Source organism: Bifidobacterium simiiventris (genome assembly GCF_019331715.1).
GTDB classification, from domain to species: Bacteria; Actinomycetota; Actinomycetes; order Actinomycetales; family Bifidobacteriaceae; genus Bifidobacterium; species Bifidobacterium simiiventris.
In genome coordinates, this window is the sequence record NZ_JAHBBG010000004.1 from 165243 (window position 1) to 179011 (window position 13769).

A 13769-nucleotide genomic window follows, 5' to 3' on the forward strand; every position below is an offset into this window, starting at 1 on the left:
GAAGAGAGCCACACGCGGCGTGTTTCAATGACGTACCGAATATGTCTGGCCCTTGGCCGGATCGGGATCGGCGATGAGATTGTGCCGTCCGGCATGGGTGACGGTCGCGGTCACGAAATCACCGATCTCGGGCATCGGCTCGCCTTCGGGCACGCCGATATGCACGAGCACACCGGTCCTCTCGCGACCAGTCACGCGGTGCGTGGCCGAGTCCTTCTTGCCGGCGGCACCGGTGATCATCACCTCGACGTCACGACCTTCAAACTTCGCCAGCTCCTCGGCCGTGATCTGCTCCTGCAGCGCCACGAGCCGCTCGAACCGCTCCTGCACCACCTCATGCGGCACCTGTTCCATCGCGGCGGCCGGCGTGCCGGGGCGCGGCGAGTATTCGAACGTGAACGCGGAGGAGAACCGGGCCTCACGCACCACGCGCATCGTCTCCTCGAAGTCCTCATCGGTCTCGCCCGGGAAGCCGACGATGATGTCGGTGGAGATCTGTGCATCCGGCATGGCCTCGCGGATCTTGCGCAGGATGTCGAGGAATTTCGCGGAACGGTACGAGCGGCGCATCGCGCGCAGGATGCGGTCGGAACCGGACTGCAGCGGGAAGTGCAGCTGGTGCATGATGTTCGGTGTCTCGGCCATCGCGGCGATCACGTCGTCGGTGAACGCGGCCGGATGCGGCGACGTGAACCGCACACGCTCCAGTCCGTCGATCTCGCCGCACGCGCGCAGCAGCTTGCTGAACGCGTACCGGTCGCCGATGCCGTAACCGAATGAGTTCACATTCTGACCGAGCAGCGTGACCTCCTTCGCGCCGTTGTCGACGCACTGGCGGATCTCGGCGAGAATGTCGCCCGGCCGGCGATCGTGCTCCTTGCCGCGCGTTGTCGGCACGATGCAGAACGTGCACGTGTTGTTGCAGCCGATCGAGATCGACACCCAGCTCGAGACGCGCGACGCGCGCGCAGTCGGCAGCTGGCTTGGGAAATAGTCGAGTTTGTCGACCACGTCGACCTGCGGTTCGCCGATCACGCGCGCCTGATCGAGCAGACGCGGCAGGGAGCCGATGCTCTTCGTGCCGAACACCGCATCTACCCACGGTGCCTTCTTCGCGATCTTCTGCCGGTCGAGCTGCGCCATGCAGCCGCCGACCGCGATCTGCAAGTTCGGACGCTCGCGCTTCATCTTCGCCCACAGGCCGATCGTACCGTACATGCGTTCGGCCGCGTTCTCACGCACCGCGCATGTGTTCATGACGATCAGGTCGATGTCCTTGTCGATCACCTGCTCTTCGGTGGCGGGCACGTAACCGTCCTGTTCGAGCACACCGGCGATGCGCTCGGAATCGTGCACGTTCATCTGGCATCCAAGCGTGTGCACGTAATACACACCCTTGCCGCGGTTGGGGGTCTCGGCAACGCCGTCGACCGCCGGTTCGGCCAGTTTCGAGGCACGCTCCGCCTCGGTCATCATGTCTTCGTTCATAACCGTCCATCGTAACGATTGCCCCCGCCAGACGGCGCGGCATGGCACGTCCAGCGCACCGTTGAGGAGTTTTTCAGTTCCTTCGCACATGTGACGCTATGATTATTGACCGTGATACTTGACCGACAAAGCCGCATCAACACGAACGATCTCAAGGCGCGACTCAAGGCCCTCGGCCCGAACAACGCGCCGTTCCCCACCGAGGAGATCACCGAATTCGTCAACCTCATGCAGGTGTACGAGGGCGCGATGTACGAGATCAGCACCAAACTAGAGATCCTCGATTCCGAATTCCAGGTACGGTTCGCGCATGATCCGATCCACCACATGGAACGCCGTCTCAAATCGGTCAATTCGATCCTCGGCAAGCTGGAACGCAAGGGTCTGCCGCTTCAGGTCTCTTCGATTCGCGACAATCTGTTCGACGTGGCCGGCGTGCGCGTAATCTGCAACTACCGAGACGACGTGTACTCCGTGTCGAACTATCTGTCGGCGCAGAACGACATTTCGGTGCTGCGTGTCAAGGACTATATCAAGAACCCGAAGCAGAACGGGTATCGTTCGCTGCACGTGATCTATGCGGTGCCGGTGTTCCTGTCGTCGGGCGCGCACTACACGCCGGTCGAGGTGCAGTTTCGCACGATCGCGATGGACTACTGGGCGAGCCTCGAGCATGCGTTGCGATACAAGACCGATCTGCCGGACGTGAAGTTGAGCGAGCATTCGCAGACGCTGCTCGACTGCGCGCGCTCGTTGCAGAACATCGAGACGCAGATGCAGAACATCCACCGCGACATCAACGGCGCGCCTCAGGTCGGCGAAGCGCCGAAAGCGGATTAGCAGGGAGCTGTGCGAGTAGGGTGCCGGCGAAGATGAGGGCACAACCAAGATAGCCGCGCGGGGTCATGACCTCGCCGAGGAGCAGCGCGCCGCCGATCACTGAGAAGAACGATTCGAGCGACATGATGAGGCTGGCGCGCGTCGGAGGCACCCACTGCTGGCCGACCACTTGCAGCGTATAGGCGATGCCCACCGAGCCGATGCCGGCGTAGACCACCGCCTCCCATGCCTGTGCCGCGCCCGCCCAGTCGATCGACCCCTCGATCAGCGAGCCGATCCAGCTCAACGCGGCCGTCGTCACGAACTGGCCGAACGACAACGTCAGCGCGTCGATGCGCGCGCCAAGCGTATCGATCACGAGAATGTGCGCGGCGAACAGCACGGCCGTGAACAACAGCAGCAGATCGGCCAGAGTCAACGAACCGAATCCGTCGGTGATACACAGGAAATAGAATCCGACGACCGCGATCACGACCGCGGCAATCGTCATCAGGTGCACGCGACGATGCAGGAACACGAACGCGAGCAGCGGCACCATGACGATGTACAGCGCGGTGATGAACCCCGCGCGTCCAGCCGAACGGCCGTAGAGGATACCGTACTGCTGCAAGGTGCTGGCGGTGAACAGGAATAGACCGCAGATCATGCCGATGATGGCCGGGTTGGCGAGCAGACGCACGTATCGCTGCGGCCGTGGTTCGTCGGGCGAGGTGGCAACGGTGAGAGACTCCTCCCCCGTCTCGGCAGCCTTCTTGCCACGTCGGCCATTGCGCCAGATCAGCAGCGGTACGAGCGATATCGCGCCGAGCGTGAAGCGGGTCGCGTTGAAGAACAGCGGAGTCATCGAATCCATGCCCTGCACTTGGGAGACGAACGCGAATCCCCAGATCAACGCGGTCAGCAGCAGGCATGCCATGCCCATCGGTTCCTGTCTCTTCATGAGGCACTACGGTAGCCGCGGCGCGCGCCGGCATGCAAAAAGCCCGGCCATATCGTGGCCGGGCTTGTCAAGCGTGTAACCGTCCGTCATCGATCGGCGTCGGTCATCATCGGATAGCGTCAGTCCCTGTTGCCGAACAGCTGCAGCAGGTACAGGAACATGTTCACGAAGTCGAGGTACAGGTTGAGTGCGCAGATGATCGACACCTTCTTGATCATCTCCGGGCCCTGCGCCTCATACTGGGAGAACAGCGCACGCGCGACCTGCGCATCGTACATCGTCATGCCGGCGAAGATGATCAGGCCGACCACGCACACGATCTGCGTCATGCCGCTCACGCCCGGGATGAACGCGAGGATGACCTGCGCGATGATGAGCGCGATCAGCGCGGCCATGAGGATCGGACCGGCCTTGAGCATGTTCATCTTGGTGGTCAGGCCGAACATGGTGAGCACGAAGAAGAACAGGGCTGTCATGCCGAGCGCGAGGCCGATCGAGCCGAGATCGTAGATCATGAAGATCGAGCTCAGCGTGAAGCCCATGAGCGCGGCGTACACGTAGAACATGACACGCGCGGTGCCGGATTTGATGGTCATGATGCGCGCGCCGAGGTAGACGGCCATGCCGATCTGGATCGCGGCGAACAGGAACACGCCGATCAGGCCGGTCGCCTGCAGGAAGCCGATGTAGGCGCCGGTCATCTGCGCGATGACGGCGACGGCCGCGGTGATGAGCAAGCCGATCGTCATTTCGCCGTACGCGCGGGTGATGGACACGCGCTCGGCCTGCTGCACCTGCTCGTACGAGTACGCGGTCTGCGCGTTCATCGCGGCGGCGCCGTTGGGTGCGTAAGCGTACTGCGACTGGCCGTACGGGTTCTGCGCATACTGGTATTGCGGCTGGCCATACTGCTGCTGGCCATTGGGATTGCCGTATTGGTTATTGTTGCCTTGCGGCTGCTGGCCGAATGTCATGATGACTCCTTGTTTTGTTTTCCTAGAGATATCCTACGGGAGATAACCTTGGAATTCCATGAATTTCAGCCTGTAGCGTCGCGTATTCACCGAACAGCCACGTCCGGGGCCGCCTGCCGGCCCGAACGTGGCTTGGGAACAGTCATCGAGCGTCAGTCATTCAGATGGTCGATGGCGTAATTGGCTTCGTCCGCGGTGAATTTTTCGCCGTACTCGCTGGTCAGCTGGTCGCGTATCGCCTCAGGCGACATTGCCATATCGTTCTGGTAGCTTTTCGCCTTGGCCAGCGCATTCGCATTCCAATCGGCTTTCACGTTATCAATGGCGTATTGTGCCGCTTCGGCTGAGAATTTGCCACCGTATTCGCTGACGAGCTGGTCGTAGACCCCTTGTTTGGACATGTGCATGACGTTGGCGTAGGTGTCGGCTTGCTTGAGCGCAGACTTGTATTCCGTCGGAACCTTGGTTTCCTCCTCCTGCTTCGAAGTATCGTCCGGCTGATCCACCGTGTCGCTCTTCGCCGAATCAGACTGCTGGCTTTGACCGGTTGACGACTGCGACGTTCCGGATTGCGATCCATTGCCACTGTTGCCGTTCATGCTTGCAGAGATCGCGATGACGACGATGACGGAGACGATCCAGAACCACAACCGTTTCCAGATCGGTTTCTTGCCGGGTTTCTGCGCGGACTGCTGCGAATGGACCGGCGGCTGCTGCACGTTGGGCGCTGACATGATGTTCCTTCTTTCTCGTTCGTAGGTGACATGTTCGACGCTACAGAACACGATGGCGGGACGTCAGTGGACGAACGGCCATAGTTCGTTGCCCGTTCGGGCATCTGCCGGACGGCGATGTCGCCCGCATGTCCAATGGCGTGGCATCGCGTTCGGCAATACAGTGGGAGACATGCCTTCCTTGACTGCGATCACTGCCCTGCTGCGTCCGACGAATGACGATGACGAAGTGCCGGTGCGCACGCGACGCTGGCTGACCGTGCCGATGGTCGCCGGATCGATGTTCATGTGCCTGATTCAGGTGTCGGTGATGGCGCAGCCGCAACGGGATGATCCGCACGGGGCCATCTACGTGTGGTACCTGTTCAGCACGTTCGCGGCGTTCGCCTTCCCGTTTCTGCTGTTGCGCCGCGGCCGGCATCCCGAACCGACGTTCTGGATGTGCCTGGCGATCGTGGCCGTATTCCCGTATGACCCGTTGCTCATGCTGATGGCGTTGACCGCCCTGGTCGCCCGGCGGTCGGATACCATGCGCACCGTGCGCGCGGTCGCGGCGGCCGTTCCGGTGGCCGTCTGGGCGCAGGTGCGCGATGCGCTGCAACCAGCGGACGCCTCGTTTTGGCATATGCTGTTCGCCAAGCCGAAGACCGGGGTCAGAGGCGAACCGATCGTGTTGTTGACCGGCGAGTCCACGATCATCGCCACCGCCGCGGTCGTCGCGGCGATCAGCGTCGCGGTCGCCACGCTGATCGGTCTGCATATCCGTTCGCGGGCACGGCTTACGCAGGCGGACGCGCAGACGCAAGCGGCGCAACATCATGTGCAGCACCTGCAAAACGATCTGGACGACCAGAAGCTTGCGGATGCGATCGCCGCCGAAGCGCACGATACGCTCGCGCATTCATTGTCGTTGATCGCGTTAAATGCGAGCGCCCTACAGGCCGAGGCGAACAGGCTGGCCGCATCATCATCCGATGCCGATACGGCCGACGTAGACATTGCATCCGTGGCGGCCAAGGCGGACGAGATCCGCCGGCAGGCGGCGGGTGCGTTGGATGAGGCGCATGCGATCATCGACATGTTGCGTCATCCGCAACAGGCATGGGATCAGCTCGCGCCCACCGACGACACCGCGTTGACCCGCGAATCGTTGGATGCACTGATCGCGGACGCCCGCCAGGCCGGCGCCCAAGTCAATACGTGGATCGACATCCGTCAGTTGGGCGATCTGGACGAATCGGTCGGCAAGGTCGCCTATCGGGCCATTCAGGAAAGTCTGACGAACGCGCTGCGCCATGCGGCGGGCATGCCGATATCGTTGGAGGTGACCGTCAATCCGCAGACCGGCGTGCATGTGCATGCCAGCAATCCTGTGGTGCCCGCATCGCCGCGAGCCTCGATCGTATCCGCCGATTTCGCCGACGCCCGTGTCGATCGGCCCGCATCGTCGGATCCGCGGATCGGCTCCGGACTTCCCGGGCTCACAGCACGGGTGCGTTCGACGGGCGGTGCGTGCAAGTACGGTGTCGACGAACGCGGCATGTTCCATGTCGACGTGACATTGCCGTGGACCGCAGTATCGCCCGCATCCGGCACGTCTGTTGGTTCCGGCGTATGATCGGCTCGTGCCGTTGCGATATCGTCCGTCCATGTCCGGATACAATGAAGCCGTGAATATGCGCGATCACGATCCACAGCCATCATTCGGCGACGACGGCACCGCAGTATCGCGGCCCGTCGTCACGGTAAGCATCGTCGACGACGATCCAATGGTCTGTCAGGCGATGCGGCTGATACTGACCGACTATTCAAACGGCGGTATCCGCGTCGTCTCCACGTCCGTCGACGGCACGAATGCCGTGGAGCGGGCCATACGGGAGCATCCCGACGTGGTGCTGATGGACATCGCCATGCCCGGAGTAGACGGCATCGAGACGACGAAGCGGCTGCGGACGCTGCCGAAGCCGCCGCATGTGCTGATGCTCACGTCGTTGAATCCGTCGAATACGGTGGAGCGTGCGGTGGAGGCCGGTGCGGAGGGGTTCGTATCGAAGACCGATGCGCCGCAGGAGATCATTCGCCGCGTATTCGACGTGTGTGCGGGCGTGCCGCAGTTCAACACCGCCAGCCAGCGTCAGCTGATCGCCGATCTTGGCGAACAGCGGCCGATTGCTCGCCGTGATGAGGCGAGACGACTATTGGATTCGCTGCCCGCTCGGGAACGGGAAACGGTGCTGCTGGCGGCGGAGGGTTATACGAACGCGCAAATCGCCGCACGGATGTTCATTTCCGAACGTACTGCGAAGGCGCATCTGTCAAGTGCGGCGGACAAGTTGAGCATGGGGCGCGTGCAGTTGGCGCGTCTGGTGGAACGGGCCGATCTGCCGCCGGTCGAGTGACGTTCGTCGGGCGGGGATGGGATCGGATCTCATGGTTCGTCTCCCACATGCCGCGCGATGTGCGGATGAGTAGGAGCACCGATCGCGACGCGCCCATAGGCGTTCGCTGGTAGGCTGGGTGCAGGTGTCTGGCAGTTGTTTGGCAATGGAACGAAGGGGTACGTATGGCGATCAGCGCGACGGAGAAACCGCTCAGCAAGGTGTTCACTTCGGATTATCGGTTCACGATTCCCTCGTTCCAGCGTGCCTATATCTGGCAGCCGGCGAATGTGCTGCAGCTGATCGGCGATCTCGAGGAGGCGTCCAAGACTCCGGACGTGCCATATTTTCTCGGATCGCTGATTCTGGTGCGCGACGGCGGCACGCACTATGAGGTGATCGACGGCCAGCAGCGTCTGGTGTCGCTGTCGATCATCATCGCCGCCCTGCGCGATCTGGAATCGGATGAGGAGTGGATGCGTCTGCTGGACGCACTGATCGTGGAGCCGGGCGACAAGCTGCGCGGCATCAGGAACGAGCCGCGGCTCACGCTGCGCGAACGCGACGCCGCGTTCTTCCGCGAATACGTGCAGGAAGGCAATCTGGAGGCGTTGTTCGATCTGGGTGACGAGGACTGGTCATCGGCTGCCCAGCGCAACATCACGCGCAACACGAAAGCGGCCTATGACGCGTTGACGGTGATGGACGAAGACGAGCGGCATGCGTTCGCCTCATATCTGGTGAACGGCGTGACCCTGGTGATCGTGACCACCGATGATCTGGATGGGGCGCATCGCATCTTCGACGTGATGAACATGCGCGGCCTGCCCTTGACGCCGTCCGACGTGTTCAAGGCCCGCGCGACGTCCGGGCTGAAACCGGCCATGCTGGACGAGTACGCGGCGCGATGGGACGACATCATGGACCCGATGGGCGACGACCCGCGCCAGAGCGAGGAGTTCTTCTCGTACCTGCATCTGATACTGGCGCACAAGCCGGATACCGGCAAGCTGATCGAGGATTTTCTGGGTGACGTGCTGCAGCCGTATCTGACGGCCGGCACGGTGCCCGCGTTCATCGACCGCGTGCTGGCACCGTATGCGATGGCATGGAGGATGCTTGAGCATCCGGGCGATACCGTGCTGTCGGCCGGAATTCGTGATCGTATCGAAGCGTTGAACGATTACCGCAACCATGAGTGGAAGCCCGTGGCGATGTGGGCGCTGGTCAATTCGTTCCGCAAGCTCGGAGAACCGGGATTCTCGCCATTCGTGCGTCGCGGCTCACACTCGTCGCGCACGACGGTGACGGAATCGTCGCTCGGACTGCATGACCGGCAGCGTTTGGAGGAGCTGTTCGCCGCATTGGAACGGGTGACCGGCGTGGATACGTTGAACCGCACCGCAGCCTTGGAACGTCGCGGCCATGCGACGGCGGCGATCCGCGATCTCGACAAGGGGTATCCGGTTCGTCTGGTGCGGGGTCTCGCCGTCAGCGCAGACGACCGTGCGGGCGCGTTGGTGCGGTTGCACGGCGAGATGCAGGGCGATGAGGATCTGGTGCGCCTGTTGCTGGTGCGCGCGAACGAGCAGTCGGCCCAAGGGCGTATCGCGCGGCCGCGTAAGCTGAGCGCCTTGCCAATCATGCCGGTGGAGATCGGTGATGCCGCGTCGTTTGCGCAATGGTCGCAGGAAGCCCACGATTATTGGATGTATCGGCTGGGCAATATGGCGTTGGTACAGGGCGGCGAAGATCAGTTGGATAAGCTGGCTGAATATGATCGCAGACGCGAGCGTATGCTGATGCGTTCGGATTCGCGCCGGTTCCCGTTGACGCGGGAGCTGGCCGATTTCGCCGAATGCACGCCGGCGATGATGCAGCATCGTCAGGAGGAGACGATACGGCTGATAGCCGAGTATTGGGATATCCGTTATGACGAGAACCATGCGGATCTGACGTCTTCAGCCAGCATCGAACAGCTGGCTGAGAACATGGAGGCGACGTCGCGCGCCAGCCGGGGTTCGCGGCGTGTCACCATCGCGCAGGTGGTGAAGGCCGGATTGCTGATTCCGGGCGAGATGCTGGTGTGGGAGCGTCCGCGCAAGGGCGAACGGTATGTGGCGACCGTCACGGCGAACGGACGGTTCCGTCTTGAGGACGGTTCCGAATACGCATCGCCGACCGCCGCGGCCCGTGCGGCTGGCGGCAGCAAGGCCGGATTGGACGTGTGGAAGCGCACGTCGAACGGGCAGAAGCTCAGCGACGTGTGGAAGGCGTACCGTTTGAAGGCGAACTGAGACTGTCTTTTACTGTCGGGTTGAGGGAATTGAGTGTTTCACCCCCTCAGTCAGCTTCGCTGCCAGCTCTCCTCAGGGGGAGCAAAGGATAAGAACGCCTCGACGAAACGCTAGCCGCAACCTGACGTTAGCGGAGCCGACTGAGGAAGCGTCACATAAAGCACGACAAAGTACTAGTCCCGGTCTGTTTCCTTGTCGTGCATGTATTCCTTCCAACTGCGGCTGATGCGTATCCAGTCGTCGCGCATCTCCTTGAAGTTGTCTTTGAAGTCGTCGACGGCATCGTCCACGGAATCCTTGAGCACGTCCAGCAGCGAGTTGGTGGATTCTGGCACCTCGTCGCCGTGATCGGCCGCATCCTTGCGCAGCCTTTCGATGCGGCGGCGCAGTTCGTTGGCGTCCTCGGGATCGATGTTAAGGCTTGCGGTGAGGCTCTGCCGGATCGTCTCGTAGTCGAGGTTCGCGAAGAACGTCAGCTGCTGCAGCCGCATGAACCCTTTGAGTTCCGGGTATCGGGCGAGGATGTAGTCCTCTCGGTCGTCGGCGGCCTTCATCCAGTCCCTGATGAGCTGCGTGTTCCATCCGCTGGTGATCGATCCCTTGCGAAGCCGGTAATGATAGAGCACTTCGGGAATGCGCACGATGCGATGCGACTCTCCGATGACGTTGCAGATGCGTGCCATGTCTTCGATCTTGCGTCCTACCGGGAAGGAGAACCCGTGATCCTTGTAGATGGACGCCGCAGCGAGGAACGACCAGAAGTACCCGTCGATCTCTGCCTTGACCTGCGCCTTGATGCCTTCCTCCGGGGTCATGACCATCACGGTGTCGAAGTCGTTGTGCTTGTAGTCCGATACCAGCGGCACGTCGTTCTCGGAGATCGTGTCGAATTGGAACATGACCAGATCGGCGTCGTATTCACGCATGGTTGCCACTGCCCGTTCCACAAGGTTTGGCGCGACGGTATCATCCGAGTCCACGAAGTAGATGCAGTCGCCGGTGGACTGTTCAAGGCCGGCGTTGCGGGCGTCGGACAATCCACCGTTGGGTTTGTGAATGACTCGGATGCGGTTATCCTTCGAGGCCCATGCATCGCACATGGCCGGGCAATTATCCGGCGAACCGTCGTCGATGAGCAGGATCTCGAGATTGTGGTAGGTTTGCGCGACGATGCCGGCCACGCATTCGTCCAGATATCGCTCGACCTTGTATACAGGCACGATCACCGATACCAGCATGTCACCGTCCATCGTCTGCGTTGTCTGCATCGTCATCTGCTGCTCCGATCCCCTGCGGTAACGATGATTCCCACTATATCGCCGACGCCGTATCCGCATGGCACCGTCATCATGCGGATGCACATCTACCAGATGCGAGGCCGCACCAACTTGTTGTCGGTCAGGAACGTGGCGACGTCACGCATCTCCTCCATGCAGATGCTGTGTGTCATGCCCGGATACACTCGCTCGGTAAGTGTGGTATGCGCCGAGTAGAAATCGGACATGGCCTGGATCTCACTTGGGGGAAAGATGTCATCCGCCGAGCCACGGCCATAGAACATCGCAGGCTTGAGCCGAGCCAGTTCATCGTCTCCCGCAAGCGGCGCATGGGCGAGGAATCCGGAGAAGCTGACCGCTGCCGCATACCGTTGCGGATTGAGCCGCAGCATTTCTCCGGCAAGCAGACCACCTTGTGAGAAACCCATGACCACGATGCTGCGGTCGTCGGCGATGTTCGCCGCCACCCAGCGGTCGATCGCCTCGCCTGCGGTTTTCGCCTGATCGTCCAATGACGCACCGGTCGGCACGCCGTCGTAGTCCCATGTGCCGAACCATGTATAGCCCATGCCGTATGCGATCGGGGCACGCAGCGAGGCGTAGTCGGCGCCTTGCGCGCAGTAGGCAAGCAGGCTCGGCAGGTCATGCTCGTTGGAGCCCCAGCCGTGCAACAGCAGGAACACCGGTTCCGTGCCATTCGCGCTGATATGCGTCAACGCATGCGTAACATCCATGTCAGAACCTTTCCGATTATCCACATGACCCGTTCACACGTGTCACGTTCGGATAATCATGGCGAAATATGGATCCTATTTGTTCACACTGGTGGAGATCTGCTGCTCGACACGGTCGAACGCCTGTGCCAGCAGCAGATTGCCGGGAACCGTCGTCAACAGGAATGCGAGCACCGCGGCAATGACCGACGTGATGATGCCTTTGATGAGCTTGACGACGATTTTGAACACGACATAGGCGATGGCCGCGCCGACCGCCACGGTGATCAGCGTCTGCACGGCGGACGGCAACGTGCCATACCACAATACGATGCGGTCGACGAACGACAGGTCAAGGTTGGAGAGATTGATATTGCTCAGGTCGATGTTGGACCAGTCTGCGACTGCTGTCATCGGCATGTCCTTTCAACAATGGCGGGATGGACGTTCCGACGGCCCATCCCGCTCACGCGGTCATTACAGGTCGGTCTCGGCACCCGGCAATGCGGGACGCTCGTTCAGCGTAGGCAGGTCGGACGCGTCCGCACTGTAGAACCGCTTGAGATCGGCTGTGAATTTGGCGAGGCTCTTCTCGGACGAGTACAGCATGTGCCCGGCCGGATAGTAGGTGAACGCCACGTTGGAGCGCAACGGCTTTGGAAGCCCCAGATGATCGATGTCGTATTCGGTCTGGAAGAATGGCGTGCACAGGTCGTAGATGCCGTTGCCGATCAACACCTTGAGCGTCGGCTGGTGGGCGATCGCCGCGGCCAGATCGGGCACGACGTTCGGGAACGGGATCTTTGCGCCCCATGCGGACTTTGTCATGTCCGGCTGCTCATGCCACCATGTCCATCCCTTACCGGGTTCGGTGGCGCTCCAGTCGAAGTCGGCGAAGCCTCGACGCTCCGGGACGCGGTCCCATCCAAGTTCGTCGCGCAGGTACGCGTTGCACAGGCTGGAGTATGCCGGGTCAAGGAAGGCATCGTCCACCACGAACGTCTCCTCGTCGTTCATGCGGTCAAGATCGTAGCCGGCGACACGGCCGTCGTAACGTCCGACGATCCTGTCTTCATCTCGCAGCAGCGCCTTGCGGAATCGCATGTCGACCACGCGCAGGTCGGAATCATAGACATACTGTTCGCTCAGGCCCGTCAGTTCGGCATAGCGTGCGGCGACCTTGTGCTTGGTGTCATCATCAAGCGATGATCCGGCCGCGAGCGCGAGGCGCAACGGCCCGTTCGCGAATGCGCGTGCGGCTTGGAGGTGATCGGCTATCTCGGTATCGGATGCCGCACGCCCGTGGTATTTCGCCACGGATGCGAAGGTCGGGAAGTAGCCGATGTAGAACTGGTCGGACGTGTCGAGCGTGAACGCGTAGTCGAGGATGTTGGAGATGAGCACGACGCCGTTGAGTGCCACGCCATCCTGTTGCAGACGATAGGTCAACGCCGCGCCGCGCGTGGTGCCGTAGGATTCGCCGAGCACGTACTTGGGCGAGTTCCAACGGTGGTATTTGGACAGGTATGCGCGGATGAACGCGCTGAATCCCGCCACATCGCCGTCCACCGACCACAACTCGGCCTTGGCGGCGTCGAGGATCTCGGAGAAGCCGGCACCGGCCGCGTCGATGAACACGAGGTCGGATGCGGGCAGCAGCGTATGCGCATTGTCGGTCAGGTGGTATGGGGCCGCCGGCACCGGGGCCGCATCCGGCACGTCGATGCGCTTGGGCGCGATGGAGCCCATGAGCAGGAATGTGGTGGACGAGCCGGGGCCTCCGTTGAAGATGAACGTGACCGGACGGTCCGTATCCACGTTGCCGTCGCCGTCGATGAGGTTGAATGCGGTGAAGAAGATGCTTGCGGCCGGCTTGACCTTGGCAGTGTCGATGTTGATGGTGCCTACGGTGGCCGTATAGGTCAGGTGTTCGCCGTCGATCACGATCGCGTGCCGGGTGGTCTTCTCATACGGTTCCGGCAGTTTCTTGCCGTCACGTTGCGTCGCCGGTGCCGTTGCGCTCTCCCCCGTCGCCTGCTTGTCCTGCGTCTTGTTGTCGTCACTCATGGCGATCACCAACCTTTCGAGAATCGTTCCATCACTGTATCAAACAGATCGAACAAATGTT

General features: G+C 61.6%; 12 protein-coding genes. 4 read left to right on the top strand and 8 right to left on the bottom strand.

The window, feature by feature from the left end:
• Positions 1 to 24: 24 nt before the first annotated feature.
• On the bottom strand, positions 25 to 1488 hold the full coding sequence (miaB, locus tag KIH76_RS06370; RefSeq protein WP_219069882.1) for a tRNA (N6-isopentenyl adenosine(37)-C2)-methylthiotransferase MiaB: 1464 nt from the start codon (positions 1486 to 1488) through the stop codon (positions 25 to 27).
• 111 nt (positions 1489 to 1599) lie between these two features.
• On the opposite strand from miaB, the gene KIH76_RS06375 reads away from it, so the two are divergent.
• Complete coding sequence (locus tag KIH76_RS06375; RefSeq protein WP_219069884.1) at positions 1600 to 2328, top strand: GTP pyrophosphokinase; 729 nt, start codon at positions 1600 to 1602, stop codon at positions 2326 to 2328.
• Here KIH76_RS06375 and KIH76_RS06380 read toward each other — a convergent pair.
• From KIH76_RS06380 to KIH76_RS06390, 3 genes are all read right to left on the bottom strand, one after another.
• Complete coding sequence (locus KIH76_RS06380; RefSeq protein WP_219069904.1) at positions 2285 to 3244, bottom strand: DMT family transporter; 960 nt, start codon at positions 3242 to 3244, stop codon at positions 2285 to 2287. The genes KIH76_RS06375 and KIH76_RS06380 overlap by 44 nt on opposite strands.
• A gap of 143 nt (positions 3245 to 3387) precedes the next feature.
• The gene (locus tag KIH76_RS06385; protein WP_219069886.1) at positions 3388 to 4242 is read right to left on the bottom strand and encodes a Bax inhibitor-1/YccA family protein; all 855 of its coding nucleotides are present in this window, start codon (positions 4240 to 4242) and stop codon (positions 3388 to 3390) included.
• 152 nt (positions 4243 to 4394) lie between these two features.
• The gene (locus KIH76_RS06390; protein WP_219069888.1) at positions 4395 to 4976 is read right to left on the bottom strand and encodes an Ltp family lipoprotein; all 582 of its coding nucleotides are present in this window, start codon (positions 4974 to 4976) and stop codon (positions 4395 to 4397) included.
• Positions 4977 to 5241: 265 nt separating this feature from the next.
• On the opposite strand from KIH76_RS06390, the gene KIH76_RS06395 reads away from it, so the two are divergent.
• From KIH76_RS06395 to KIH76_RS06405, 3 genes are all read left to right on the top strand, one after another.
• Positions 5242 to 6594, top strand: a complete 1353-nt coding sequence (locus KIH76_RS06395; RefSeq protein WP_214374552.1) for a sensor histidine kinase — start codon at positions 5242 to 5244, stop codon at positions 6592 to 6594.
• A gap of 58 nt (positions 6595 to 6652) precedes the next feature.
• A complete protein-coding gene (locus tag KIH76_RS06400) occupies positions 6653 to 7375 on the top strand; it encodes a response regulator transcription factor (protein ID WP_214374503.1) in 723 nt (240 codons plus the stop codon).
• 164 nt (positions 7376 to 7539) lie between these two features.
• Complete coding sequence (locus KIH76_RS06405; RefSeq protein WP_219069890.1) at positions 7540 to 9651, top strand: GmrSD restriction endonuclease domain-containing protein; 2112 nt, start codon at positions 7540 to 7542, stop codon at positions 9649 to 9651.
• A 173-nt stretch (positions 9652 to 9824) separates the two neighbouring features.
• Here KIH76_RS06405 and KIH76_RS06410 read toward each other — a convergent pair whose 3' ends face one another.
• The 4 genes from KIH76_RS06410 to KIH76_RS06425 all read right to left on the bottom strand — a co-directional run bounded on the left by KIH76_RS06410 (position 9825) and on the right by KIH76_RS06425 (position 13708).
• Positions 9825 to 10901 (bottom strand): glycosyltransferase, encoded by a 1077-nt coding sequence (locus tag KIH76_RS06410; protein WP_214374551.1) that lies wholly within the window; start codon positions 10899 to 10901, stop codon positions 9825 to 9827.
• 113 nt (positions 10902 to 11014) lie between these two features.
• Positions 11015 to 11662, bottom strand: coding sequence for an alpha/beta hydrolase (locus KIH76_RS06415; RefSeq protein WP_214374502.1), 648 nt, complete (start codon positions 11660 to 11662; stop codon positions 11015 to 11017).
• Between the two features lie 75 nt (positions 11663 to 11737).
• Positions 11738 to 12055: a hypothetical protein gene (locus KIH76_RS06420; RefSeq protein WP_236036868.1), complete on the bottom strand. Its 318-nt coding sequence runs from the start codon at positions 12053 to 12055 to the stop codon at positions 11738 to 11740.
• Between the two features lie 63 nt (positions 12056 to 12118).
• Positions 12119 to 13708, bottom strand: coding sequence for a S10 family peptidase (locus KIH76_RS06425; protein WP_214374500.1), 1590 nt, complete (start codon positions 13706 to 13708; stop codon positions 12119 to 12121).
• Between the last annotated feature and the right edge of the window lie 61 nt (positions 13709 to 13769).